Source organism: Mesorhizobium sp. CNPSo 4671, from assembly GCF_057784245.1.
Genome location: NZ_JBWLUW010000019.1, coordinates 1 through 25,350 on the forward strand (window position 1 = coordinate 1; position 25,350 = coordinate 25,350).

The window sequence follows — 25,350 nt, forward strand, 5'->3', positions numbered from 1 at the left end:
GATCGTCCGACATCGGCTTCACTGCCGGAGCGGAGGCGGCAACCGGCGCGGCAGCCGGAGCCTTGGCCGCGGGTGCTGCCTTGGCGCCGCCGCCGGCAATCGCGGCATCGACATCAGCCTTCACCACACGGCCATGCGGGCCGGTGCCGGTCACAGCCGAGACATCGACGCCAGCCTCCTTGGCGATACGGCGCGCGAGTGGCGATGCAAAGGTGCGCTCGCCAGCCGCATGGCCATTGGCGACCGGAGCCGTCTCTGCCTTCGGAGCGGCTGCGGCAACAGGTTCAGCCTTTGGCGCCTCTGCCTTTGGTGCTTCGGCCTTGGCATCCGCTTTCGGCGCTTCGGCTTTCGCTGGTGCAGCACCGCCACCGCTCTTCGCGGCGGCGCCTGCGTCCTCGCCTTCAGCCGCAAGCACGGCAATCAGCGCATTAACCTTGACGCCTTCGGTGCCAGCGGGCACGACGAGCTTGGCGACCGTGCCTTCATCGACGGCTTCAACCTCCATCGTCGCCTTATCGGTTTCGATCTCGGCGATGACGTCGCCCGGCGAAACCTTATCGCCTTCCTTGACCAGCCATTTTGACAGATTGCCCTCTTCCATCGTGGGCGAGAGCGCCGGCATGGTGATGTTGATTGGCATTTTGTCCTCCCGGCCGGTTCAGCGATACGTGATGGCTTTGACCGCCTCGATGACCTCGCCGACATTCGGCAAAGCCAGCTTTTCGAGGTTGGCCGCATAAGGCATCGGCACGTCCTTGCCGGCAATGGTGATGACCGGCGCGTCGAGGAAATCGAAAGCACGCTGCGAGACCTGGTTGGCGATATGGTCGCCGACCGAGCTCTGCGGGAAGCCTTCTTCGACCACGACCAGCCGGTTGGTCTTCTTGACCGAGGCAATGATGGTGTCGAGATCGAGCGGGCGGATCGTGCGCAAATCGATGATCTCGGCGTCGATGCCCAGACCGCGCAGTTCCGCCTCCGCCTTGACCGCATAGGTCATGCCGATGCCGAACGAGACGATGGTGACGTCCTTGCCTTGCTTGTGGATACGCGCCTTGCCGATCGGCAGCACGAAATCATCCAGCTTCGGTACGTCGAAGGACTGGCCGTAGAGGATCTCGTTCTCAAGGAAGATGACCGGGTTCGGATCGCGGATCGCGGCCTTCAGCAAACCCTTGGCGTCGGCGGCCGTATACGGCATCACCACCTTCAGGCCAGGAATGTGGCTGTACCAGGCGGCATAGCACTGCGAATGCTGGGCGGCGACGCGGGCAGCGGCGCCGTTGGGCCCGCGGAACACGATCGGCGCACCCATCTGGCCGCCCGACATGTAGAGCGTCTTGGCAGCCGAGTTGATGATCTGGTCGATCGCCTGCATGGCGAAGTTGAAGGTCATGAATTCGACGATCGGCTTCAGCCCGGCCATCGCCGCGCCGACGCCGACACCGGCAAAACCATGCTCGGTGATCGGCGTGTCGACGACGCGACGCGGTCCGAATTCCTGCAGCAGGCCTTGCGTGATCTTGTAGGCGCCCTGGTATTCGGCGACCTCCTCGCCCATGACGAAGACATCGCCGTCGCGGCGCATTTCCTCGGCCATGGCATCGCGCAGCGCTTCGCGCACCGTGGTCGAGACCATTTCCGTGCCGGCAGGGATATCCGGATCGGCGGCGATCTCGGTCTTCGGTGCCGCCGCGACTGGTGCCGCGGCCTCGCTCTTGGCCGCAACTGGTGCCGGTGCAGCCGTTTCAGCCTTGGCAGGCTCTTCGCCAATGCCTTCGCCGGCCTTGTCGGTGTCTTCGCCTTCAACCGCGAGCACGGCGATCACCGCGTTGACCTTGACGCCTTCGGTGCCGGCGGGAACCACGATCTTGGCAAGCGTGCCTTCGTCGACGGCTTCGACTTCCATCGTCGCCTTGTCGGTTTCGATTTCAGCGATGACGTCGCCGGCGACAACCTTGTCGCCCTCGTTCTTCAACCATTTGGAAAGATTGCCCTCTTCCATGGTCGGCGAGAGAGCGGGCATGAGAATTTCGATCGGCATGTCCTGGCCCTCCCCTTACAATACGATATCGGTCCAGAGCTCGGACGGATCCGGCTCTGCATCGTTCTGGGCAAACTCGGCGGCGTCGGCGACGATGTCGCGAACCTCCTTGTCGACGGTCTTCAGCTCGTCCTCGGTTGCCCACTTCTTCTCGATCAGACGCGCCTTGACCTGCTCGATCGGATCGTGCTCCGAGCGCATCTTCTGCACTTCTTCCTTCGAGCGGTATTTCGCCGGGTCGGACATCGAGTGGCCGCGGTAGCGATAGGTCTGCATTTCGAGGATCAGCGGGCCGTTGCCGGCGCGGCACCATTCGGTGGCGAGATCGCCGGCCGCCTTGACGGCGCGCACGTCCATGCCGTCGACCTGGATGCCGGGAATCTTGAAGGAAGCGCCGCGATGCGAAAAATCCGTCTCGGCGGAAGAGCGCGAGACCGAAGTGCCCATGGCATAGCGGTTGTTCTCGATGATGTAGATCACCGGCAGCTTCCACAGCGAGGCCATGTTGAAGCTTTCATAGACCTGGCCCTGGTTGGCGGCGCCGTCACCGAAATAGGTTAGCGAGACATTGTTGTTGTCGCGGTAGCGGTTGGCGAAGGCCAAGCCCGTGCCGAGCGACACCTGCGCGCCGACAATGCCGTGGCCGCCATAGAAATGCTTCTCCTTGGAGAACATGTGCATGGAGCCGCCCTTGCCCCGTGACAGGCCGCCACGGCGTCCGGTCAACTCGGCCATGACGCCGCGCGGCGAAAGCTCCATCGCCAGCATGTGGCCGTGGTCGCGATAGGCCGTGATCATCTGGTCGCCGTCGATCAGCGCCATCTTCATGCCGGTGACGACAGCTTCCTGACCGATATAAAGATGGCAGAAGCCGCCGATGAAACCCATGCCGTAGAGCTGACCGGCCTTTTCCTCGAAGCGGCGGATGAGCAGCATGTGCCGGTAGGCGGCAAGCTCTTCATCCCTGGTGAATTCAGCGGGCTTGGGGGTCGAAAGCCCTGATTTGCCGTCGGATTTCGATTTGGCAGGCGCTTTTCTGGCTGCGGTGGCCATGCATCACTCCCTGTTGCGTCTCTTTGCGGACATTAGGGCAGGATGAAACCTGCCCTGGGAAGATGAACTCTCCCCACCGATTTATGCAAAGTTAACACGCGTCACAGCGTTGCGCCATGACGAATTTGCATAGCTGGCATGCGCCTAAGCGATTAAAATCATTGAAAATATTGTCGATTAACTGTAATTCAGTTATTTCGACGAGACCGGCAACATGATGGTGATTTCGTCAGCCTGAGACAGATTGAGCGCCCGGCGCGCCTGCTCGTCGAGCATGTCCTTCTCCAGCGTGCCGTCATGCATGAGCCGGACGCGGCGTTCGAGTTCCATCCGGCGGGCCTTGATGGCGTCAAGCTGGGCCTGCAGCGCAACCGTCTGGGCTTCCAGCTGGTATTTGGAATTGATGCCGAATTCGCCGTGATAGGCATGGAAGCCGAAATAGGCCAGGAACACGACGCAAAGCGAAGGGATGATCAGCCGACCGGTGTTTCTCTGCTTGTGCTGACGCGTCCACATAACCGATTCCCCATGGCCGCAAACTCAAACGACCCGGAACCTTTTTCACCTGATTGTGCTTAACGGACGGTTACGGAGACCGGCCCGGCGATCAGCGAAATGAAAAAGGGCGGGAATGATCTCGCCCTTTACAGTATCTAAGTTCAATGTTTCCCGATCAGCCCTTGATCACCGACTTGCCGGCGTAACGCGCCTGTTTGCCGAGTTCTTCCTCGATGCGGATCAACTGGTTGTACTTGGCCATGCGGTCCGAACGCGACAGCGAGCCGGTCTTGATCTGCCCGCAATTGGTGGCGACGGCGAGATCGGCGATGGTCGAATCCTCGGTTTCGCCGGAGCGGTGCGACATGACGGCCGTATAGGCCGCCTTGTGCGCGGTCTCGACGGCGTCGAGCGTTTCCGTCAGCGAGCCGATCTGGTTGACCTTGACCAGGATCGAATTGGCAACGCCCATGCGGATGCCGTCGCGCAGGCGTGCCGTGTTGGTGACGAAGAGGTCGTCGCCGACCAGCTGCGTCTTCTTGCCGATCAGGTCGGTCAGGTACTTCCAGCCTTCCCAGTCGTCCTCGGCCAGGCCGTCCTCGATCGAAATGATCGGATAGTCGGCGGCGAGCTTGGCGAGATACTTGGCCTGGGCCTTGGGATCGCGTGTCTTCTTCTCGCCCTCATAGACGTAATTGCCGTCCTTGAAGAACTCGGTCGCAGCGCAATCGAGGCCGAGCGCGATTTCCTCGCCCGGCTTGAAGCCGGCCTTCTCGATCGATTCCATGATGAAATCGAGCGCCACCGGCGCGCTCTTCAGGTTCGGGGCGAAGCCGCCTTCGTCGCCGACATTGGTGTTGTGGCCGGCATCCTTCAGCTTCTTGCGCAGCGTGTGGAAGATTTCCGACCCCCAGCGCACGCCTTCGCGCAGCGTCGGCGCGCCGACCGGCAGGATCATGAATTCCTGGAAGTCGATCGGGTTGTCGGCATGGGCGCCGCCATTGATGATGTTCATCATCGGCACTGGCAGAATGTGCGCCTTGGTGCCGCCGACATAGCGATAGAGCGGCAGGCCGGCGGCATCGGCCGCGGCTTTGGCCACTGCCAGCGAGACGCCGAGAATGGCATTGGCGCCGAGCCGGCTCTTGTTGGGGGTGCCGTCGAGCTCGATCATCGTCTGGTCGATATGGATCTGGTTTTCGGCTTCCATGCCGCCGATCGCCTCGAACAACTCGCCATTGATCGCTTCGACGGCCTTCAGCACGCCCTTGCCGAGATAGCGGGCACCGCCGTCGCGAAGCTCGACGGCTTCGTGGGCGCCGGTCGAGGCGCCCGAGGGCACAGCGGCGCGGCCCATCGAGCCGTCTTCGAGTACGACGTCGACCTCGACGGTCGGGTTTCCACGGCTGTCCAGGATTTCACGTCCGACAATGTCGATGATGGCGGTCATTGCGATGTCCCCGATTGATCTGACGAAAGGTCGCGCCCGTCTTAGCCAAAGCGACGCAAAAGGCAATCCGGCCATGGCCGAATAGTGCCACCGGCCCGATTCACGAAGCGCAAATTTCTGTCATCATAAGTCATGCGCCCGGACACGCATTCCGGGTTATGGCTGGTGTCGCGCGGGGCGAAACAGGAGGAGTTTCGCCATGTCCGAGTGGAGCGGTATCGTGAGTTTGTTCCTGATCGCGGCGGCGTTCCTGACGTCGTGCGACACACAGCAATCGCCGCCGAAGGCTTTCGAGCCTTTGCCGGTGTTGCACCTCAGCGAATAGCACTGCCTTGAAAAAAGGGCCTCGTCGAAACGAGGCCCTTTTTTGATCGTGGTTGCGTCAATGCCAGTAGGGCGTGACCTTGTAATACTCATAGGACGCGTCGCGCGCCGCCTCGCCATCCGCGCCGGCCAGTTCGTTGATCGAATAAGCGGGCGCTGCCTTCAGCTGATCCTTCGAGAACGGCACGACATAGCCGCCCTTGTCCTCGTCGTAGTCGAGACTGGCCCAGGGGATGGCGTGGTACTTCTCGCCAATGCCGAGAAAACCGCCAAAGCCGATCACCGCGAACATGATGCCGTTCGAAGTCTTGTCGAGCATGATGTCCTCGATACTGCCGATGCTCCTGCCTTCGGTGTTGTAGACTGACGTGCCGATGACCCGCGAAGCGGCAATGGCTTCGGTGTGGCCTGTCTGGGTTGTCATGATCTGCTCCTCGTTGTCGTTGAACTCTGCTTTGACAATGAGGGGCGTCGGTGAAAGTTCCCGACTTTTTTCGGCGTCGGCCGATCATTCCGCCAGAATGAAAGTCACCTTCATGTTGACGCGATAGGCAGCGATCTTGCCGTCCTCGACGACGATCTTCTGATCCTGGATCCAGGCGCCTTCGACGTTCTTCAGGGTTTTTGAAGCGCGGGCGATTCCCTTTTCGATGGCGTCTTGAAAACTCTTCTTCGACGACGAGGTTATTTCGGTCACGCGGGCGACGGACATGACTTTCCTCCTGCCAGGACGCTCATTTGCCGGCCAAGCGTACAACCGGTCTATGCCTTCCACAAGCGCGGCCCCGCCGGGCCATTGTCATGTCGCCGTCTAGCGTGGCATTGAGGGAGCGTCCGGTCGTTTTGCGAGGCGGCAATGGCCCGAAGGCGCAGTCAGCAGCCAGCGGCGGCGCAGCCGCCGGCACCTGTGGTCGATGCCAATGCCGCGAATGCGTCCAGCGGCTACTTCTTTGCCGGCGCCATGGTGCTGATCGCCGCCCTGATCCCCTGGTATTTCGAGCTGCCGCTCAACTTCAACGTTAACGACCGCGAATTCAATCCATTGGTCTTCGTCCCGGTCGTGTTTGCCGTCATCGGGCTCTACGCATTGCCGAAGGCGATCCGTGACACATTGCGCGTGCGCAAATTCGGCGCAACGACGCTGGAGGCGGGGCCGGCAAAACCTGGCGGACGCTTCGAAGGCCGGCTGCGGTCGAGCCGCGATCTGGCTCCTTCCGGTGACTACGTCGTCAAATTGCGATGTATCAGAACCTACCGCGTCGGCGGACCGGCCGTGAATTCGACCGCTGGGGACAAATCGACCTACAAGGAAGAGCTCAGATACGAGGAAAAGCTCGTCGTGCCGCGTGGTTCCGTGCAGTCGAGCGTGGGCATCCCCTTCGCCTTTGCAATCCCGCCCGATGCCCTGCCGTCGAACGGCCCGCCGGTTTACGAGCGCCAGCATGGCAATGTGCGCTGGATCCTGACCGTCACGGCGCCGATGCCAGGCGTCGACTATTACGCGGTGTTCGCGATCGACATGAGGCGGTCAGGCCAGAACAACTGACATGCAGGCGCTTGCAGCTTTCCTCAGGGCGCTTTAGCGGCCCTTGGCGATGCGATCGAATGCCATCAGCCTCTCGAGCAGAGCCGGCATATCCTTCAGCGGCAGCATGTTCGGCCCGTCGGAAGAGGTCGAATTGTCGGGATCCTGGTGGGTCTCGATGAAGACGCCGGCGACGCCGACGGCGACGGCCGCACGGGCCAGCGTCTCGACAAAGCGGCGCTCGCCACCAGACGAGCCGCCCTGCCCGCCAGGCTGCTGGACCGAATGCGTGGCATCGAAGATAACCGGAGCGCCGATCTCGGCCATAACAGGCAGTGCGCGCATATCCGACACCAGCGTGTTGTAGCCGAAGGACGCGCCGCGCTCGGTAGTCAAGACATTGGCGTTGCCGGAACCGGTGATCTTGGCCACGACGTTCTTCATGTCCCAAGGGGCGAGGAACTGCCCCTTCTTGACGTTGATGACCTTGCCGGTCTTCGCGGCGGCGACCAGCATGTCGGTCTGGCGCGACAGGAAGGCGGGGATCTGCAGCACATCGACATGCGGCGCGACGATCGCGCACTGCTCCTCGGTGTGGACATCAGTCAGAACGGGAAGCGAGAATTCCTTGCGCAGTTCGTCGAAGACCGGAAGTGCGGCGTCCATGCCGGCGCCGCGCGTTGCCGACAGCGAGGTGCGGTTGGCCTTGTCGTAGCTGGTCTTGTAGACGAGGCCGATGCCGAGCTTGGCTGTCAGTTCCTTCAGCGCGCCGGCCATGTCGAAGGCATGCTGGCGCGATTCGAACTGGCACGGGCCGGCGATCAGCGCCAAAGGCGCGTTGTTGTCGAAGACGACGTTGCCGACGGTTACCGAAGCGTTGGGCGTCAGGGGTTTGCTCATTGGATCTCCCGGAAGATGAAAGCCGCGCCCTGTCCGGAGGTCGGCCGCACGACGATATCAGTGCCCGCTATATCGTGCTGGATGGCATTGGCTGCAAGCAGGCTCGACGTGGCATCCGCACTGCGGACGGCAAAGACGATCGCCGCGAAGCGAAGTTTCGTCGATGACCCGGCCGGAATGCCAAAGCGGGCGGTGAAAGATTTGGGGTCGAGCACGCTCAAGGTTGCATTCGGCAGGAAAAACGCCTCACCGTCGGCGGCAGGATCGTTTACCGCCACGGAGATCAGCCTGATCTGTTCGGCAGGTTGGTCGCTGACCGCCACCACCTCGAGGATTCCGCTGGCACCGTTGGCGTGGTCCTGCAGGGCCGCACGGTCCACTTTCGGCGCGTTGATCCGCTGGCAGGCAAACAGGAACGCGTCGGTTGCGCCACTAGCCGAGGCGAAGGCGAGCTTGAACGATGCGATATCGCTTTTGCCCGCCGTGTCGATGAAAGCGCGCGAAAAGCTCAGCGTATCCCCCGCCGACAGTCCGGCCTCGATATAGCGTGCGTGGTCGGCATCGGCATTGCCGGTCCCCAGAACCACCGCGGAAAACCCCTCATCGCCGCGGCTTTCGCGATAGGCACGGTCGCGTGTGACGAAGACGTTGCCCGTGGCGGCGGCCTCGATCGCCGCCTGCTCGCTGCCAATCGCGAGCGGCTCCAGATAGGTGCCGTCGGCGAGGAAAACGCAGCAGTTTTCCGTTCCAAAGGGATGGATGCCTGTCGGGGCGACGACGAAGCCAAGCGAACTGAGCCGAGCTCTTGCCACATCGAGGCTCCGCGTCGGCAGCACCAGATGATCGAGCGGATGAATGCCGGTTGTTCGGGTCATAGCGGCGCGATGTGCATCATTCCGCAGAACGGTTCAAGACGTGATTGCGATCCTGACCGCCGGCAGCGGATCAGCTGCCGGCCACGACATCGGCTGAATAGCGCAGTTCGCGCAATGGTTTGACCTTGGCCGTGGTCTGCGCATAGAGCGGATGCGCCTTGTAGGCGGCCAGCGCCGCATCATCGGCGAACTCGGCATAGACGACGACATCGACTTCGTCCGACAGTGGGTCGACCTTGGTGTTCAAGGTAACCTCGAAGAGACTGGAATGAGGAATGTTGCCGAGCGCCAAAAGCCCGGTGCGCACTACCTCGACATCCTCCTTGCGCCGCGCGCTGAAGAAAACGATATGCCGGATCAATCCCGCCTCCTCGATCTGAATGTCGGGGTCTTTAGTGAGGGCGGTCCCCTTGCGTCAACCGTTCATGGCGCCACGCGTCCTTGCGACGCGCCCCGCACGGTGCCGGACCTCATCTCGCGGCGATAAAACACCGCGAATGGCGCGCCGGGCTGCTCTTTTCAGAAGGGATATCAGGCCTTGCCGGTGACGTAGCGCACGACATGGGAAAGCTCCCTGACCGAGATGTCGAGATACCGGCCCTGATTGTAGAGACCGTCCCAGATCAGGAAGAACGCGATTGCCGCAATGACGATTACATAACGCATGGCTAAAGCTATCGCACAAGCGCGGCGGCGGCCATAGACGTTTTCGTTTTTGGGCAGCAGCCAGCCGACGCAAGGGCAGATGCCCAGGCGCCATGTGGCACAGCCCAGCTAACGACCTGCCTCTTGAAGTTTGCCCTCATGACGTGGAAGATTGTTGGCAGGCATTCGCTGGGAAGTGCACAAGCTCCGGCTAACGGGCGCGCACTTTCGTTCGAGCCTGCCTGTCGCCGGACCCGCGAGTTGCCGGGACCCGGCAGGCGTTCGAACCTGGCGAATGATCCAAGAGAACCGTGGCTCGGCAATTTGCGCCGGCACCACGGAAATCCAGGGGCATGAAATGGCACACGGGGACCATCAGAGTATAGCGCCGGGCGAAGCGGTCAGGCTCGACGAGTTCAATTTCGCCGAGATCGTCAAGGGCCTGCCGGCCAAGGCGCGCATGGTGCTGTCGGCGGCAATGAACCTGCCGCGCGGTTCGCTCAAGGTGAGGATGCCGGATGGCCGCGCCGTTCTCGTTGGCGGCAAGGGACCTGGCCCGGACGCCGAACTGGTGCTCAAGAACTGGCGCCTGCCCGGCCGCGCCTTTTCCGGCGGCACGATCGGCGTTGCCGAATCCTATATGGACGGTGATTGGGAGAGCCCTGACGTCACCAGCTTCCTGGAATTGTTCGTCGTCAATTCGGCGATCGGCGAACGCGTCGCCGGCGGCGCCAGCTGGCTCATCAACACCGTCCAACGCATCCGCCACTGGTTCAACGAGAACACGCACACCGGTTCGAAGCGCAACATCTCGGCTCATTACGATCTCGGCAACGCCTTCTATAAGGAGTGGCTCGACCCGAGCATGACCTATTCCTCGGCGCTCTACGCCAATGGCGCCAATGACCTGGAGAGCGCCCAGGCTGCCAAATACCGGGCGCTGGCCAGGGATACGGGTATCGGCGACAAGGATCATGTGCTGGAGATCGGCTGCGGCTGGGGTGGCTTTGCCGAATTCGCGGCGCGCGAAATCGGCTGCCGCGTTACCGGACTGACGATCAGCCGCGAACAGCACGATTTCGCCAAGGCGCGCATCGCCAAGGCTGGGCTTTCCGACAAGGTCGACATCAAGCTGCAGGATTACCGCGACGAAACAGGGACTTACGATCGCATCGCGTCGATCGAGATGTTCGAAGCGGTCGGCGAGAAGTACTGGCCGGTGTTCTTCTCGAAGATGAAGGCCTGCCTGAAACCCGGCGGCACCGCTGGCCTGCAGATTATCACCATCAACGAAGCCGCCTACGACACCTATCGCGCCAGGCCGGATTTCATCCAGCGCTATGTCTTTCCGGGCGGCATGCTGCCGACGCCGTCGATCCTGAAGACGCTCGGTGCGGACCATGGCCTTGCTCATCTGCGCGAGCGGGTGTTTCCCGACGACTATGCGCGCACGCTCGCCGAATGGCGGCATCGCTTCTGGGCGTCGTGGGAGAAGATCGTGCCGCTCGGCTTCGACGATCGTTTCAAGAAGCTCTGGGAGTTCTACCTGCACTATTGCGAAGCCGGCTTCCGCGCCAGCTATATCGATGTGCGCCAGGTGGTCTACAAGGCGTAAGCTGGCGCGGTGAGCATGTCCCCGCAGCGTTGAAATTGCGGGCTTGCGCCAAAAGCGCCGATCGCGACGTCTTCATGCGAACGTGATGCAACCACGATCGCGCGGCGCCCGTTCTCACGCACCAGACGCCCCGCGCCCCAACCAACGCCGAGCGCCTCTGACCATAGGAGGCTTCCATGAAGCGAACTGTTGCCGCCATTGCCATGCTGCTTGCCGCCGTATCCGCAGCCGACGCACGGCGCGTCGCTTCACCCCGTCATGAACGATCCGCTGGGCCTCAGCATCAGCCCAACCTTGAGGCCTGGTGCGAGCGATCTCATCGACAACACACCAAGCTCGACCCTCCACGAGGTCCATGCTCCGGCCGGGATGTCGCCCTTGACCGTGCCCAGCGACCCGACTGGCACGTCGCTTGAGCCGACGCAGCCAGTCAGCCCGCAAGCGCCCGCGACAGCCTTGCCGCTGACACCGGTGCCCGCAACCAATTGAAGCTGCGCGACCAAGGACGAGCTCACGCCTAACTGGCGTGAGTTCGCTTCCCGCGGATTGCGCACCAATCTTCAAAGAGTAATGCGATATTTCGCAAAACCGGATTCGCCCTCGCCTGCCGGTTCGATCTTCAGCGATTTCACATCGGCGATGAAATCCTTTGCCTTGACGCCCGTCTCGAACACGACGCTGGTTCCAGGCAGCGGCGCGAACGACCAGTTGCCGTCGGCGGACGGGTTGATCGTGCCCTGGCTCACAATGTAGCGAACGATGACGTCGCGGTTGGTGTCCGGCGCCTCGTAGATGATCTTGGAGGCATTGATGTCGGGGAAATTGCCGCCGCCGCCGGCGCGATAATTGTTGGTCGCAACGACGAATTTCTGATTGAGATCAATTGGTTTTCCGTCGAACATCAGGTCAACGATGCGGCTCGAACCGGCGTTCGCGACACCGCCCTTGGCATCGTATTTCGGCGGCTGCGACAGATCGATCTTGTAGGAGACGCCGTCGATGACGTCGAAATTGTAAGATGGGAAATCGGTGTTGATAAGCGGCTGGTCAGCCTTCCCCGCCTCGATCCTGTTGAAGATTCCGGCCGACATTTCCAGCCATTCCTTGACCTGCGCTCCGGTGATTTCGACGGCGCGCACGGTGTTGGGATAGAGATAAAGGTCGGCGACGTTCTTGATGGCGATGTCGCCGACCGGCACGTCTGTGTAGTAGTCGGCGCCGTTGCGCCCGCCGGCCTTGAAGGGAGCGGCGGCCGACAGCAGCGGCACATCCTTCCACTGCGTGCTCTTGAGGATGTCCTTCAAATACCAGGTCTGCGCCTGGCTGACGACCTGCACCGACGGATCGTCGGCAACCAGCGAGAAATAGGAATAGAGCGGCGCGGAGGTCTTGCCGACGGGACGGCGCACATAGGCCAGGGTCGCCTGGTGGTCCTGCTCGAGCGCCGCGATGATGCGCTTGTCGTCGGGGACAGTCGGCTTGTTCTTGTTGTCGACGCGCTCGAAGATCGGCCTCGCCTCGGAGGTGGCGGAAACGACCTTCCACTTCGATCCGTCACGCTCCAGCATCAGGTCGATCAGCCCCATATGCGAGCCCCAGAAGCCACCCATCACGGCGGGCTTGCCCTGCAGCGTGCCTTTTTGCGTATCGACACCGTCGAGGGACTGGAAATCCTTCTTGCCGGGGAACACCAGATGCTGGTGGCCGGTGAACACGGCATCGATGCCATCGACGCCGGCGACGAAGAACGAGGCGTTCTCCATCATGTCGCCCTGCTTCACATCGATGCCGGAATGCGAGAGCGCGATGACGATGTCGGCGCCCCCCTCCTTCATCTGCGGCACCCAGGCCTTGGCCGCCTCGACGATGTCGCGCGTCTTGACGTTGCCTTCGAGATTCTTGAGGTCCCAGACCATGATCTGCGGCGGCACGAAGCCGATAATGCCGATCCGGATCGGCTGATCAATGCCCGAACCGTCCTTGATCTTCTTGTCGAGGATCACATAGGGCTTGAGATAGAGCTTGTCGTCGCGCGGGTTGGCGGCAAGCTCGGTGCCCCGGATCAGATTGGCGCAAACGAATGGGAAATTGGCACCGGCCAGCACCTTGTCCAGGAAGGACAGGCCGTAATTGAACTCGTGGTTGCCGAGCGTCGAGCACTCGTAGCCGAGCAGGTTCATGCCTTTCATGATCGGATGCAGATCGCCGTCCTTCAGGCCTTTCTCGTAGGCGATGTAATCGCCCATCGGATTGCCCTGCAAAAGGTCGCCATTGTCGATCAGCATCGAATTGACGGCTTCCTTGCGCACCGCATCGATCAGCGACGCCGTGCGCGACAGGCCCATCGTGTCGTTGGCTTTGTCGGCGTAGTAATCATAAGGCAGCACGTTCACGTGGATGTCGGTGGTCTCCATGATCCGAAGATGCGCCTGGTTGGCCTGTGCCCGGGCGGAGAAGGGATGAAGCACGATCAGCGCCCCTGTGGCTGCGGCGCCAGCGAGGAAACCGCGGCGAGAGACTGGATGGAGCAGTTGCGACATGTTTTCTCCTCTTTGACGACCTGACGACCTGACGCCCTGCCCCGAAGCGAACTTGGCGCCGAAATCGGCTCAAGTCCACTCAAGAAGCCGCGCGCATCCGGACATCAATCCATCAGCACCAGATGACGCGCGGATGAATGGGACAGTGGAGAAAAGTCAGGTCTTGTCGTCGTCGCCTTGGGTGATCAGCCGGGCGCTGCGCTGGCCTGTGACGTAGATCCATAGCCAGCTCAGGGAAACCGCAAGCCGGTTGCGGAAACCGATCAGGAAATAGATGTGCGCGATGCCCCACAGCCACCAGGCGAGCCAGCCCGTCAGCTTGATCCAGCCGAAATCGATCGCGGCGGCGCGTTTGCCGATCGTCGCCAGATCACCGGCGTGCTTGTAGTGGAACGGACGGGTGGTCCCGTCACCGCCGAGCCTGGCCTTGATCGTCGCTGCGACATGCCGGCCCTCCTGCTTGGCGGAAGGCGCCACACCAGGGACCGGCCGTCCACCCGGCCGCAGCACAAGGGCGGCGTCGCCGATGACGAAAATCTCCGGGCTGCCGGGCACGCTGAGGTCGGGCTCGACGAGCACCCTGCCCGCGCGGTCCGCCTTCGCCCCCAGCCATTCGGCGGCGGGCGAAGCGGCAACGCCGGCTGCCCACAGGATCGTTCTCGCCTCCAGGTGCTTGTCGCCAAAGACGACCCCTTCGGCATCGCAGCGTGTCACGGCACGTCCGAGTTCGACCGTCACGCCGAGTCGCTCGAGTGCCCTACTGGCGTAATCGGAGAGTTTTGGCGCGAAATTGGCCAGGATGCGGTCACCGGCCTCGATCAGCACCACGCGTGTTTGCCGCGTGTCGATGTTGCGGAACTCGCCGCGCAGCGTGTCATGCGCCAGCTCGACGATGGTGCCGGCCAGTTCCACCCCGGTCGGCCCACCGCCGACGATCGCAATGGTCAGCAGCGCCTGGCGCTTGGTGGGATCGGTTTCCCGCTCGGCCTGCTCAAAGGCCAGGAGAATGCGGCGCCGGATGGTGGTGGCGTCCTCCAGCGTCTTCAGCCCCGGCGCGAAAGGCTCCCATTCGTCGTGGCCGAAATAGGCATGGCGGGCGCCGGTGGCGAGCACCAGCGTGTCGTAGGCGACGGCGCTGCCGTCATCGAGCAGCACGCGTTTGCCGGCACGGTCGACGCCGGTGACATTGGCCAGCAGCGTCGTCACGTCCTTGCGCTTGCGCAAGAGATGGCGGATTGGCCAGGCAACCTCGGAGGTTGCCAGCGCCGTCGTCGCCACCTGGTAAAGCAGCGGCTGGAAAAGATGATGGTTGCGCTTGTCGATCATGGTGATGCGCACCGGTGCGCCTGACAGCGCGTGGGTGAGTTCGAGGCCGCCGAACCCCGCGCCGACAACGACGACATGATGGCTGGCTTCGTTCATCTCATTCACCCTGACGGCGAGATTGCCTAGCCTAGATGTAGGTATTTTTGTGCAATGCAGCAACAGAAGGACGGTGCCCGGGACTCGCCGTCCCATGTCGTGAATGCACAAGTTGTATCGTGTCGCGAGGTATAGCGTCATAGACCACGCTATGAGGTGATGCATGGCCAACGATCATGACGGCGACAGCCCGGCGCAGTACTCCTCGCCGCCTTGCTTCATGCACGAACTCGATCCGGAATTCCGGGCACCGCTATCCGACTGGACCGATGTGCGGCGCTGGCGCAAGGCCGAGCGCGAGCGCCTGATCGCCGCCCGCCTTGCTGTTTCGGCCGACGCGCGCACGGCCATGTCCCAGCGCATCGCCGAAGGGCTCGACACGATCATCGGCGAGATCAGCGGCCGCATGGTCAGTCTTTACTGGCCGTTTCGCGGCGAACCGGATCTGCGTCCCTGGATGGCATCAATCAACGAGCGCGGCGGCCGCACGGCGCTGCCCATCGTCGTCGAGAAAGGGCAGCCGTTGATCTTTCGCGCCTACAAAGCGGGCGACCGGCTGGAAAAGGGCATCTGGAACATCCCGATACCGGCCGAGGGCAATCCGGTGCTGCCGGACATCGTCATCTCGCCGATCGTCGGCATCGATCCGGCACATTATCGCCTGGGTTATGGCGGCGGCTTCTTCGACCGCACGCTGGCCGCAATGCCGTTCAAGCCGCTGGTCATCGGCGTCGGCTACGAACTGCAGCGCATCGCCACCATCTACCCGCAGCCGCACGACATTCCGATGGATCGGGTGGTGACGGAGGCCAGCAGCTAGGCCGAAGCTCCCGATTTCGTCATCCCTGGGCGAAGCAGCCGCGGAGCGGCGTCGCGAAGACCCTGGGATCCATTCCGTGACCCTAGTCGAGGAGTGCAGCGGAGCAGAATTCTGCACCGTGGTGACGCGTTTGAGTCCCGGCATGGATCCTGGGGTCTGCGCCGCGTCGCTTCGCTCCTTGCTCCGCCCCAGGATGACGAAGCGGCTGACCGTGTCGAACCAGACCTCAAGCCATTTCCGGCTTCATGCCCATGGCCGTGCGGTCGACGATTTCGCGCAAGGCAAAGGACGAGTTGATCTTGGTCACGTGCGGCATGGCCGACAGCCATTCCTTGTGGATGCGCTCATAGTCGACCAGGTCCTTTGCCGCGATGCGCAGGATGTAATCGTATTCGCCCGACATCAGGTGGCAGGACAAGACATTGGGGCAACGCTTGATCGCCGCCTCGAAATCCGACAGCGTCTTCTCGAACTGGCCCGACAGCGATATGTGCACGATCGCCGTCATCTGATGACCGAGCGCTGCGTTGGACAACCGGGCGTGGTAGCCGCGAATGGTCCCGGATTTTTCCAGATTATCGAGCCGGCGCGAACAGGCCGACTGCGACAGGCCAACCTTCTCGGCAAGCGCCGCATTGGGTATCCTGCCGTCCTTCTGCAAAGTCTCGAGAATGGCGATATCGATCCTGTCGAGCGGCATTTTTCGTGAATCCTGCGAATATCCTGCTATTTCGCGCAAGGATTATCGAAACCCGCCTGTCCGCGCAAGCGCATTCGCAAACACTTGCACGCCGATTCGTGGTTCACTCCGACAATACAGGGAGTGAGCCCAAAAAGGGCCCGGATCAGGAGAAGACAATGCGCGTCGGTTGCCCCAAGGAAATCAAGAACCACGAATATCGCGTCGGCCTCACGCCAGGCTCGGTGCGCGAATATGTGGCGCACGGCCACGAAGTGCTGGTCGAGGCCGGAGCCGGCGCCGGCATCGGCGCCGATGACAACGCCTATCGCGCCGCCGGCGCCACTATTGCCAAGACCGCCGCCGATGTGTTCGCCAAGTCGGACATGATCGTCAAGGTCAAGGAGCCACAGCCCAATGAGTGGGTGCAGCTGCGCGACGGCCAGATTCTGTACACCTATCTCCACCTGGCTCCGGATCCGGAGCAGACCAAGGGCCTGCTTGCATCCGGCGTGACCGCGATCGCCTACGAGACCGTCACCGACGACCGTGGCGGCCTGCCGCTGCTCGCACCGATGTCGGAAGTCGCCGGTCGCCTGTCGATCCAGGCCGGCGCTACGGCGCTGCAGAAGGCCAATGGCGGCCGTGGCGTGCTGCTCGGCGGCGTGCCCGGCGTGCTGCCCGGCAAAGTCACCGTGCTCGGCGGCGGCGTCGTTGGCCTGCATGCCGCCCGCATGGCCGCCGGCCTTGGCGCCGACGTCACCATCATCGACCGTTCGATCCCGCGCCTTCGCCAGCTCGACGACCTCTTCGCCGGCCGCGTGCACACCCGCTACTCCACCGTCGAGGCGCTTGAGGAAGAATGCTTCTCGGCCGACATCGTCGTCGGCGCCGTGCTGATCCCGGGCGCTGCGGCACCCAAGCTCGTCACCCGCGAAATGCTGTCGGGCATGAAGAAGGGCTCGGTGCTGGTCGACGTCGCCATCGACCAGGGCGGCTGCTTCGAGACCTCGCATGCGACGACTCACGCCGAGCCGACCTACGAGGTCGACGGCGTCATCCACTATTGCGTCGCCAACATGCCCGGCGCGGTGCCGGTCACCTCGGCCCATGCCCTCAACAACGCAACGCTGCACTATGGTCTGCAACTCGCCGACAAGGGCCTGAAGGCGCTGGTCGACGACCATCATTTGCGCAACGGGCTCAATGTCCACAAGGGCAAGATCACGAATCGCGCGGTGGCCGAAGCGCTCGGCTACGAACTGGTCGAGCCGAAAGCTGTTCTGGCTGCATAAGCTGAACTACAAGAGTTTCCTCCTATCAGCCCGCCGGCCCGTGCCGGCGGGTTTTTTCTTGCCTGGTAAACGCAGACAACAAAAAAGCGGAGCCAAAGCCCCGCTTCCTCGATATCGAGATTGCCGCCGGTTCATCCGCGGTCGGCCAATCGATCGACAGTCACTTTCTATCGCATCTATGCGACGGGAGTACGACAGCTTTCCCGACCGCAATCCTCGTGGTTCAGGCCCGTTCAATCCGGCACTGGTAGCAGTTGTTGCGCGCCGAGCGGACATGCACGTAGGCAATGTCGTCGCGTTCGAACAGCGTCTCGGCCCGCGCAATGATTGCCTCGGTCGGGATGACACCGCCACTGCCGTAGACGATGCGGTCGTCCTTGCCATAGCCGCGCACGATGTAGTCCGGGCTTTCGAGAATCTCGGGAAGTTCTTCGGTCGCGGCCGCACGCTCGCACTGCTCGGCGTGCAGGAAGATCGGGCCGGTTTCAGCATAGGGCTGAAGCTCCGGAAAGGGGCGGTAGGCAAGGATGAGATAAGCATCGCCAGCAGCGATGTTATTCAGGCAATGCCGGCAAGGCATGCCGTCACCGTCTGAAATCCTGCGTTCGGGCGTCTGGCCGTATGAATCGGGACCACCGCCCTGCAGTGCCCTGACATGGTCGGTGGGTAGCGCCTTGAACTGAATGGTCATCGTGAAATCTCCGGTGTTGTCGGCCGGAAATTATCTACTCGAGCCGATGCTTCCCACCCGATTCCTGCCAAGAATCGAGGGACCGACCCGATGTTCGTGATCAGTCCCTCGCATAGATCAAAAGCACCAGTGATGGCGCCATGCCAACAATCTAAACCGGCTAACTAAAGTTGGCAGAGCTCCGGATCACCGGATGAAATCGTCAAAGCGCCGCAATGTGACCCTGCGGTTCTGCCAGTTTTCGTTCTGCGTCGGCACGAGCAGGAACTCCTCGCCGTAGCCCACGGTTTCCAAGGCATAGCCGGGCACGCCAAATTCGCGCACCAACGTGCGTTTCAGCGAAGCAGCGCGCTGTTCGGACAGTATCTGGTTCGACTGGAAGGAGCCGACGGCATCGGTGTGCCCTTCGATCAGCACGCGGGCACCGGGATCGCGGCGCAGGATGCGTTGCAGCGCGTCGGCGATGTTTTCGATCTTGTCGTATTGCGAATTGGAGATGGCGGCCGAGCCGAAGGCAAAATTGATCGACTGGATGTCGATCGAGCGCGCCATGCGGCGCAAATCGGGCCGGCGTTTGAATTCGCGGATGGTGACGCGCTCGTTCGGCCGCAGCTTCACCCGGGGCGCCGCCTCGAGCTTGCGCTCGATCGTCGCGGCCGAGGGCGTCGTCGCCTGGGCGGCGGCAAGGCTCGGCATGGCAATCGCGGCGATCAGCGCGGCGGCAAGGGTACGGCGTGTCAGCATGTCTTTTCTCCTTCGGCCTCTGCCGCATTGATGATGCGGGCAACATGCCAAAGGCAGGCTGAAGCAGCGATGAACGAACGGTTCAGGTTCCGGCTGATCTCACGGCCGCATGACGCTGGCCGAGCGCTCGGCGAAAGGCAGCGGATGCACGACCTCTTTCTTCTGCGCGACCGGCCTGAAACCGAGTTTCTGGTAGAGCGGCAGAGCCGCCGGATGGTCAAGCGTGCAGGTTTGCACCGTCACCCGTTTCGGCCCATGCGACCAGGCGGCTGAAATCGCCGAGCCCAGGAACCAGCGGCCAATGCCTTGCCCGGTGGCGTGTTCCATCATGCCGAAATAGGCAAGCTCGACCTCATCAGGCAGATGCGGCTTGAGATCGAAGAAGCCGGCCGGCGCGCCGTCGAGATAAAGCACCCTGATGTCGCGGTCCTCACGGTGGATGCCGGCCGCAAGCTCGTCATCGTCCAGCCTGAGAACATTAACCCAGTGCCATTTGCGCCCGACCCGGTCCATCAAATAGCGATAGAAATGCAAGGGAATATCCTTGGTCTTCAGCAGCGCGACCTGGCGGTTGTAGGGCACTGGCGGCGAGATGGCAGGAGGGGCATGCATTTCAAGAAAAGTCACCGTGACTTCAATGTCCTGCAGCACACCGTTTTCCATCGCGTTCATTCCTTGCCGGTCTTGGCGGGGCCGGTCACGACAGGCGTGTCGGAGAGCCCGCCCCACTCGGTCCATGAGCCGTCATAAAGCCTGTTGTCGGTATGGCCAAGCGTCTCCAGCGCCAGCGTAACCACCGCAGCCGTAACACCAGAGCCGCAGGATGTGACGACGGGCTTCGACAGGTCAATGCCGGCGTCCTCGATCACTTTGCGCAAACGGTCCTTCGACAACAGCATGCCGTTTTCCGACAGTGCTGAGTACGGCACATTGCGCGCGCCCGGCATATGACCGGAGCGGATACCCGCGCGGGGCTCGGGCTCGGCACCGGTGAAGCGGCCGGGTCCACGGGCATCGGCAATCTGGCTTGCGCTGGTCTCGACGATCCGGCGCATGTCGGCGAGGCTGGCGACGCGGCCGGCGTCGAAATCGGCATGGAACACGCTCGGCGCGATCTTCGTCGGCTCGGCCGTCACCGGCCGGCCGGCCACCTTCCAGGCGTCGAAACCGCCGTCCAGAATATAGGTCTGGAAAACGCCCATGATGCGGAACATCCACCAGGCTCGGGGTGCCGAGAAAAAGCCGGGACCGTCATAGACGACAATGGTGTCGTCGGCGGAAACGCCCATCGAACCAACATATTGCGCGAAATGCTGAGGCGAAGGCAGCGTGTGCGGCAAAGCAGCGTCGGGATCAGAAACCGCGTCCTGATCCAGGAAGCGGGCGCTTGGAATGTGGGCCGCATTATATTCGGCGCGCGCGTCGCGCTTTTGCGCAGGCAGGTACCAGGAAGCGTCGACAACGGTCAGGCCCGGCTGACCGAGGCGCGCCTGCAGCCAATCCGCGTCGACTGTGAAAGGGCTGTCCTCGGCCATTCTCGTTCTCCTGCTCATGTTCGGCAAAACTTTGTTTAGCTTGGCAATTTGGATGCGTTCGAGCACGCGACATTCGCTTTGGATACGCGACGCGACCGGCCGCTGCGGTCCGTTGATTCCGATTGTTTTCGTGTTTCGTGGCGAGTACGGATTGATCGTTATGATCTGGGGTGGGCGGGGTCAATAATCTCGGCATGAGCAATCTTCTGTTTTCCCGTATTCCCAGCAATCCAGTTTCGCTGGGACTCGTTTGCAACTTCATCGCGCATTATCCGCCTTTTGACGGCTACGAATTCGGCCTGATGGTGAAGACGCTGCGCTATCAGCTGGATCAGCAGACCCATATGATCGGCTCGATCGACGACGCCATCGTCGCTTACGTTGGCTGGATCCAGACCAGCCGCGAAATAGCCGAAGCCTGGGCGACGAATGGTGGGCCGCTCAACCCCTTCCCCGGCGGCGACGCCACCGCGGTGACGGTGCTGGCGGCGCGGTCTTCGTCCCACATTCTGCCGATGATCAAGGAAGCCAAGCGCATCAACCTGGACAAATCGGTATTCTGGAAGCGCGACTTCATCGACAACCGCGGCTCGGTCAAGCGTGCCGTCCGCAAGCGCAACGCCTGATGGATCCGGCCGGCTTCGCCGAGGCGCTGACGCAAGAAATCCTCATCCGGCTGGATGACCGCTATGCCGCGATGTTCGTGCGCATCTGGCGACCGGCCGGCACGCCGCGCGCGACGGTGTTCTGCCTGCACGGCTTCACCGGCAATGGTGCCGACTTCGACTATCTCGCCACCTTCCTGTGCCGCAATGGCTTCCTGGTTATCTGCCCCGATTTGCTGGGGCGCGGGCGCAGTGCCTATCTGGGGTCGGGATACGACATCAATGTCTACTCCAAATGCCTGCGCGCGCTCGGCGAGTTCGCTGGCACGGAGAACCATTTCATCGGCACTTCGTGGGGCGGCTCGATCTTGCTGCTGTTTCTGCAGATGACCCGCTCCAAGGCCGCTAGAATCATTCTCAACGACGTCCCCATGCTCGGCGGACCGAAGGTTGACGCGATGAGACACGAAGTCCTCAGGGAAAGTACGCTTGCGTTCGACACCCGCACGGCGGCCAGGGACTATCTAAGCGCCACCAGAGCGGCCATAGGCCCGGTCGAGGACTCGGTGTTCAACCGCTATGTCGAGAACCGGATCACCGCCGGTCCCGATGGCTTCCGGCTCGCCTACGACCCGGCCACGACGGGAAATTTCGGCGCCCTCGCCGGCCGCGAATACGATCTCTTCCCAATCGCCGCCAAGATCGACGCCCGCATCCTGCTGCTATACGGTCGCGATAGCCAAGTCATCGACCGGCGGGCCATCGAGCGTACGCGGCTGGCACGGCCTGATCTGTGGCTTGTGGACAACATCGATGCGGGCGATCCGCCATCGCTGATGACACTGGACCAGGCTCTGCTCATCCTGGGATTTCTGTCTGCCGCTTGAAAAACTGGCGTGTCGTGGTGGGGTTGGTTTCGGAAATGCATTTCGACGATTTGTACAGCGAATATGTCACCGCGACCCATGATCGCCAGAGCTCCACCGAAAACCCTGCCAAAATCCTCATCTGCACGACACCGCGAACGGCGGGGCATTCCTATTGTCAGGTCTTGCGGCAGTTCGGCCTGGGAATGCCGACGGAGTATTTTCAGTGGCAGTACGCCTTGCCGCTGATGAGACGGTGGTCGGCTGACGACACCATGGACCTTGAAAAACTCAATCAGCAGGCGCCGGCCTATGGTCGCCATCTTCTGGCGAAAAGGACGGAGAACGGTGTATTCGCCGCCAAGATCTTCTTTGAAAACCTGCCATTCGCGCGCAGTTCAATCGGCGATGACAACGGCAACTCGTTCTATGTCTTCCTCTCCAGGAGAAACAAGGTCGATCAGACCATAAGCCTGCTCTCGATGCTGCATACGGGCCAGCCGTTCGACAGTCAGGAGACACTGCCTGGAATTCCCACAGTAACAACTTTGACCGAGAGGGTTGTCAGGGATACCGCCCAGTATATTCTCGATAGCGAGATCAGGTGGAAAAATTACCTAAACGCCCTTGATCGGCGCAGGGTGGCGGAGGTCTGCTATGAGGACTTTATCGCAAACCAGCAGGAAAGCGCTTCCGCCACGATGGGCAACTGGTTCCCAGACTTCGAATTGAAATCAAAAACCATATCGACAAGCATGCGCTATGCGCATGATGTCGAGCTCAAGACCATGATGAAACGTCAGTTTGGGGACTACGTCAGGCGGTTCTGGCAGGACCACGCCTAACGCCGGCGCATCATCGCCTCAAAACACTGACCGAAGACCCCTGCGCCGGGCGCAAGGCCAACGCATAGTCGAACCGGATCACATCGTCGGCCCGGCTGAAAGCGAACTGCCGCACAATGGCGAGGACCGCCTCCCTGACTTCCAGCCGGCCGAGGCGCGCGCCACCACACATGCGCGGTCCGGTAAGGAAGGGAATAAAGGCCCGTCGATCAAAGCTGTTCTCGAGGAATTCCCTGCGGCTGGCGTCGAAGACACGCGGGTTTGACCAGAAGGCTGGATTCTGGTGCACGCCAACGATCGATACCATGATCAGTTGCCCGGCATAGAGTTTCTGGCCGTCGAGAACCGTATCGGCGCCGACTTCCCGGGTCAGGAACGGTATCGGCGGGAAATAGCGCATCGTCTCGTTGATCATGCAATCGGTGTACGGCGTTTGTGCCTCGCCCGAGAGAACCTCCGCATGGATACGCTCCTGCACCTGCAGGTTGGCACCCAGCCGATCGATCACCCAAAGAGCGGTGGTCACCGTCGTCTCGACGCCAGCGAAGAAATTCATGACGAACTCCTCCACCGGTGAGAAGTCCTCCAGGTCGGAGGCCAGATCCCTGAAGCGGTCCATCTCAGCGGCCGCCCGGGAGTCCGCCATCAGCAGCGATGTGAAATCGGCAACAACCGCGCGGGCATCCTGGATGACATTCGTGCGCTCGGCGCTCGTCGGCGATACCCAGGAATAATATTGGAGGCGCCTCAGCACGTCGCGGACCCTGTCGAGCAGCAAGAGCGTCGCTGCCATATCGGGAACAAGACCGAAAGCCCGGTAAAATATCGTCATCGACGCCGCGAACAGAGCTTGCTGGATGGAGGGCAGCGTTGCGTCACTCCCGGCAAGACCGGCGGCGTAGAGCTCTGCCATCGGGTGCTGCTGCGCCGGCCTGGCTGCCGCCAGGTAGGTATCCTGGGTGATGGCGCGCCGAACCGACCAATCCTCGCCATTGGTGTTGAAGCGGCTGAAACCGAGAGCCGAGATCAGGGAGAAATTCTTGCGGAAGAGTTCCGGCGCCTTGACGATGGTGTCAACGGCTTCCGGGTTGTCGAAGACAATCAGGTTGCCGAGACTGCCAGCCCTTCCATTCGTTTCCATCTGCCCGCTTTGGGCAAAAAGTGCATATACGAGGTTGTTGAGAACGCTTTCGATCTGCGCCTGATTGTCCATCAATGCTCCCCCGGCAGTCTCGAACGCCACAGGCGTCGCGCTAACATTCGCCTACAAAACCCACGGCTATCTTATTTGATTCTCGGGGAGAAAAAGCCATCTGTGGCAAACGCGTAACACTGCCGAGCAAATTATTATAACAGCTATCTCGCGGGGTACCGCTGCGGTAATGTGCGAGTGGGCTAATAACTATTGATTTGTTTCCAGGCGGGGAAAAATGCGAAATCACGTTTCAAGCAAGCTTCTTGCTACTGTTGCAGCGTCGGCTGCTTCGGTGACATCTGTTGGTGTGGTTGCGGCCCATGCCGCCGATGCGCAGACAATTGATCCAGCAGTGGTCGATTCCCGCATCAAGATTGCCTTCGAAGGCGCGGTCTATCAGTCCAACGTCGACAAGCTTGGTGACACCACGGACAAACTAGGCAGCAACAACGGCTTTGGCGATCTCTATGGATCGGTCGCGCTGACCAAAGCGATTTCTCCGGATGTCGACTGGCGCCTCGCCGGGTCCTTTCATGCAGGGCAGGATAATGACACCAGTTTTGACATACCGATAACGGGCAGCGACCCCGGCAACGTCAATCTTTCGTTTGGAAACAGCTACAATTTTCAGACGTTGGACTTCGATATCGGCAAGCACGTCCAGGCACAAAGCGCCGACATCCGCTTCTTCGGCGGCTTGCGGCTGCTGCACTCCAAGGAGGAAATCAGCCTGCACGAAGGCATTACCCGGGATAATCCGGCGGACAAGTCCGGCAGCGCCGACAAGCTCGGCTCGTCCGAATTTTACGGCATCGGTCCTCGCCTCGGCGCAGAAGTCTATTATCCCTTGGGTGAGACATGGGGTCTGACTGGCGCGGTTTCCGGTTCGGCCATGTGGGGCCGGCGCACGAACAAGATTAGCCTGAGCGCGACGCAGCACGATCCGGGCGCTATCCCGCCTGATCCGATCGATCAGACCATCAATGCAAGCGAAAGCCAGCATTCCAGCGAAGTGGTGACCAATGTCGACCTTTCCGGTGGCGTGACTTTCAAGCCATGGGACAACACCACGTTCACTGCTGGCTATCGGGTCGAGCAGTGGCACAATCTTCTCCAGCTCTCCGATAAGAGCACCCAGACGTTCAACGGGCCGTTCCTGCGCCTTGAAGTCAAGATGTAACCTA

At 61.6% G+C, this 25,350-nt stretch carries 29 protein-coding genes; 9 read left to right on the forward strand and 20 right to left on the reverse strand.

The window, feature by feature from the left end; all coding sequences use genetic code 11:
* From AC04SF_RS32855 to eno, 5 genes are all read right to left on the reverse strand, one after another.
* Positions 1–640: biotin/lipoyl-containing protein (locus AC04SF_RS32855; RefSeq protein WP_488481179.1), on the reverse strand; the 640-nt coding region annotated here is incomplete at its 3' end.
* Between the two features lie 18 nt (positions 641–658).
* Positions 659–2,044, reverse strand: coding sequence for a pyruvate dehydrogenase complex E1 component subunit beta (locus tag AC04SF_RS32860; RefSeq protein WP_488481180.1), 1,386 nt, complete (start codon positions 2,042–2,044; stop codon positions 659–661).
* A gap of 15 nt (positions 2,045–2,059) precedes the next feature.
* Positions 2,060–3,097, reverse strand: a complete 1,038-nt coding sequence (gene pdhA, locus AC04SF_RS32865; protein ID WP_488481181.1) for a pyruvate dehydrogenase (acetyl-transferring) E1 component subunit alpha — start codon at positions 3,095–3,097, stop codon at positions 2,060–2,062.
* A gap of 192 nt (positions 3,098–3,289) precedes the next feature.
* Positions 3,290–3,613 (reverse strand): FtsB family cell division protein, encoded by a 324-nt coding sequence (locus tag AC04SF_RS32870; protein WP_488481182.1) that lies wholly within the window; start codon positions 3,611–3,613, stop codon positions 3,290–3,292.
* Positions 3,614–3,770: 157 nt separating this feature from the next.
* Positions 3,771–5,045, reverse strand: a complete 1,275-nt coding sequence (gene eno / locus AC04SF_RS32875) for a phosphopyruvate hydratase (protein WP_488481183.1) — start codon at positions 5,043–5,045, stop codon at positions 3,771–3,773.
* Between the two features lie 199 nt (positions 5,046–5,244).
* On the opposite strand from eno, the gene AC04SF_RS32880 reads away from it, so the two are divergent.
* Positions 5,245–5,370 carry a hypothetical protein gene (locus AC04SF_RS32880; RefSeq protein WP_096445788.1) on the forward strand — a complete coding sequence of 42 codons (126 nt, stop codon included), beginning with the start codon at positions 5,245–5,247 and terminating at the stop codon, positions 5,368–5,370.
* Positions 5,371–5,427: 57 nt separating this feature from the next.
* Here AC04SF_RS32880 and AC04SF_RS32885 read toward each other — a convergent pair whose 3' ends face one another.
* A complete protein-coding gene (locus AC04SF_RS32885) occupies positions 5,428–5,793 on the reverse strand; it encodes a PRC-barrel domain-containing protein (protein ID WP_202350399.1) in 366 nt (121 codons plus the stop codon).
* A gap of 84 nt (positions 5,794–5,877) precedes the next feature.
* Positions 5,878–6,081 (reverse strand): dodecin family protein, encoded by a 204-nt coding sequence (locus AC04SF_RS32890; protein ID WP_027045027.1) that lies wholly within the window; start codon positions 6,079–6,081, stop codon positions 5,878–5,880.
* A 144-nt stretch (positions 6,082–6,225) separates the two neighbouring features.
* On the opposite strand from AC04SF_RS32890, the gene AC04SF_RS32895 reads away from it, so the two are divergent.
* Entirely contained in the window at positions 6,226–6,915 is a 690-nt protein-coding gene (locus AC04SF_RS32895) for a hypothetical protein (RefSeq protein ID WP_488481184.1), read from the forward strand.
* Between the two features lie 33 nt (positions 6,916–6,948).
* Here the strand turns inward: AC04SF_RS32895 and kdsA are convergent, their stop codons facing one another.
* The 4 genes from kdsA to AC04SF_RS32915 all read right to left on the reverse strand — a co-directional run bounded on the left by kdsA (position 6,949) and on the right by AC04SF_RS32915 (position 9,335).
* The gene (gene kdsA, locus AC04SF_RS32900) at positions 6,949–7,794 is read right to left on the reverse strand and encodes a 3-deoxy-8-phosphooctulonate synthase (RefSeq protein WP_096445782.1); all 846 of its coding nucleotides are present in this window, start codon (positions 7,792–7,794) and stop codon (positions 6,949–6,951) included.
* Positions 7,791–8,669, reverse strand: coding sequence for a VOC family protein (locus tag AC04SF_RS32905; protein ID WP_488481185.1), 879 nt, complete (start codon positions 8,667–8,669; stop codon positions 7,791–7,793). Before AC04SF_RS32905 ends, kdsA begins: the two co-directional genes overlap by 4 nt.
* Positions 8,670–8,739: 70 nt before the next feature.
* Positions 8,740–9,030, reverse strand: coding sequence for a Dabb family protein (locus AC04SF_RS32910; RefSeq protein ID WP_202350403.1), 291 nt, complete (start codon positions 9,028–9,030; stop codon positions 8,740–8,742).
* 170 nt (positions 9,031–9,200) lie between these two features.
* Positions 9,201–9,335, reverse strand: a complete 135-nt coding sequence (locus AC04SF_RS32915) for a hypothetical protein (RefSeq protein ID WP_274608581.1) — start codon at positions 9,333–9,335, stop codon at positions 9,201–9,203.
* Positions 9,336–9,672: 337 nt separating this feature from the next.
* On the opposite strand from AC04SF_RS32915, the gene AC04SF_RS32920 reads away from it, so the two are divergent.
* Positions 9,673–10,929, forward strand: coding sequence for a class I SAM-dependent methyltransferase (locus AC04SF_RS32920; RefSeq protein ID WP_488481186.1), 1,257 nt, complete (start codon positions 9,673–9,675; stop codon positions 10,927–10,929).
* A gap of 248 nt (positions 10,930–11,177) precedes the next feature.
* On the opposite strand, the gene AC04SF_RS32925 is transcribed toward AC04SF_RS32920, so the two are convergent.
* The 3 genes from AC04SF_RS32925 to AC04SF_RS32935 all read right to left on the reverse strand — a co-directional run bounded on the left by AC04SF_RS32925 (position 11,178) and on the right by AC04SF_RS32935 (position 14,891).
* Positions 11,178–11,432 (reverse strand): hypothetical protein, encoded by a 255-nt coding sequence (locus tag AC04SF_RS32925; RefSeq protein ID WP_488481187.1) that lies wholly within the window; start codon positions 11,430–11,432, stop codon positions 11,178–11,180.
* Between the two features lie 57 nt (positions 11,433–11,489).
* On the reverse strand, positions 11,490–13,469 hold the full coding sequence (locus AC04SF_RS32930; protein ID WP_488481188.1) for a bifunctional 2',3'-cyclic-nucleotide 2'-phosphodiesterase/3'-nucleotidase: 1,980 nt from the start codon (positions 13,467–13,469) through the stop codon (positions 11,490–11,492).
* Between the two features lie 156 nt (positions 13,470–13,625).
* Complete coding sequence (locus AC04SF_RS32935) at positions 13,626–14,891, reverse strand: NAD(P)/FAD-dependent oxidoreductase (protein ID WP_488481189.1); 1,266 nt, start codon at positions 14,889–14,891, stop codon at positions 13,626–13,628.
* Between the two features lie 163 nt (positions 14,892–15,054).
* On the opposite strand from AC04SF_RS32935, the gene AC04SF_RS32940 reads away from it, so the two are divergent.
* Complete coding sequence (locus AC04SF_RS32940; protein ID WP_488481190.1) at positions 15,055–15,711, forward strand: 5-formyltetrahydrofolate cyclo-ligase; 657 nt, start codon at positions 15,055–15,057, stop codon at positions 15,709–15,711.
* A gap of 226 nt (positions 15,712–15,937) precedes the next feature.
* Here AC04SF_RS32940 and AC04SF_RS32945 read toward each other — a convergent pair whose 3' ends face one another.
* Positions 15,938–16,411: an Lrp/AsnC family transcriptional regulator gene (locus AC04SF_RS32945; RefSeq protein WP_010909317.1), complete on the reverse strand. Its 474-nt coding sequence runs from the start codon at positions 16,409–16,411 to the stop codon at positions 15,938–15,940.
* A gap of 158 nt (positions 16,412–16,569) precedes the next feature.
* On the opposite strand from AC04SF_RS32945, the gene ald reads away from it, so the two are divergent.
* Positions 16,570–17,685 (forward strand): alanine dehydrogenase, encoded by a 1,116-nt coding sequence (gene ald, locus AC04SF_RS32950; protein WP_010909316.1) that lies wholly within the window; start codon positions 16,570–16,572, stop codon positions 17,683–17,685.
* A gap of 223 nt (positions 17,686–17,908) precedes the next feature.
* Here ald and AC04SF_RS32955 read toward each other — a convergent pair whose 3' ends face one another.
* The 4 genes from AC04SF_RS32955 to sseA form a co-directional block, all read right to left on the reverse strand.
* On the reverse strand, positions 17,909–18,376 hold the full coding sequence (locus AC04SF_RS32955) for a DUF1203 domain-containing protein (RefSeq protein WP_488481191.1): 468 nt from the start codon (positions 18,374–18,376) through the stop codon (positions 17,909–17,911).
* Between the two features lie 186 nt (positions 18,377–18,562).
* Complete coding sequence (locus AC04SF_RS32960; protein WP_202350409.1) at positions 18,563–19,120, reverse strand: OmpA family protein; 558 nt, start codon at positions 19,118–19,120, stop codon at positions 18,563–18,565.
* A 99-nt stretch (positions 19,121–19,219) separates the two neighbouring features.
* On the reverse strand, positions 19,220–19,783 hold the full coding sequence (locus AC04SF_RS32965) for a GNAT family N-acetyltransferase (protein ID WP_096457276.1): 564 nt from the start codon (positions 19,781–19,783) through the stop codon (positions 19,220–19,222).
* Positions 19,784–19,788: 5 nt separating this feature from the next.
* Entirely contained in the window at positions 19,789–20,655 is an 867-nt protein-coding gene (gene sseA, locus AC04SF_RS32970) for a 3-mercaptopyruvate sulfurtransferase (protein WP_488481192.1), read from the reverse strand.
* A gap of 194 nt (positions 20,656–20,849) precedes the next feature.
* Here sseA and AC04SF_RS32975 point away from each other — a divergent pair, with 194 nt between their 5' ends.
* The 3 genes from AC04SF_RS32975 to AC04SF_RS32985 are packed head-to-tail and all read left to right on the forward strand — an operon-like array spanning position 20,850 to position 22,971.
* Entirely contained in the window at positions 20,850–21,281 is a 432-nt protein-coding gene (locus AC04SF_RS32975) for a hypothetical protein (RefSeq protein WP_488481193.1), read from the forward strand.
* On the forward strand, positions 21,281–22,147 hold the full coding sequence (locus AC04SF_RS32980; RefSeq protein WP_488481194.1) for an alpha/beta hydrolase: 867 nt from the start codon (positions 21,281–21,283) through the stop codon (positions 22,145–22,147). Before AC04SF_RS32975 ends, AC04SF_RS32980 begins: the two co-directional genes overlap by 1 nt.
* A complete protein-coding gene (locus tag AC04SF_RS32985; protein WP_488481195.1) occupies positions 22,144–22,971 on the forward strand; it encodes a Stf0 family sulfotransferase in 828 nt (275 codons plus the stop codon). Before AC04SF_RS32980 ends, AC04SF_RS32985 begins: the two co-directional genes overlap by 4 nt.
* 10 nt (positions 22,972–22,981) lie before the next feature.
* On the opposite strand, the gene AC04SF_RS32990 is transcribed toward AC04SF_RS32985, so the two are convergent.
* Positions 22,982–24,184: a cytochrome P450 gene (locus AC04SF_RS32990; protein ID WP_488481196.1), complete on the reverse strand. Its 1,203-nt coding sequence runs from the start codon at positions 24,182–24,184 to the stop codon at positions 22,982–22,984.
* A 217-nt stretch (positions 24,185–24,401) separates the two neighbouring features.
* Here AC04SF_RS32990 and AC04SF_RS32995 point away from each other — a divergent pair, with 217 nt between their 5' ends.
* Positions 24,402–25,346 (forward strand): Lpg1974 family pore-forming outer membrane protein, encoded by a 945-nt coding sequence (locus tag AC04SF_RS32995; RefSeq protein ID WP_488481197.1) that lies wholly within the window; start codon positions 24,402–24,404, stop codon positions 25,344–25,346.
* Positions 25,347–25,350 lie beyond the last annotated feature (4 nt).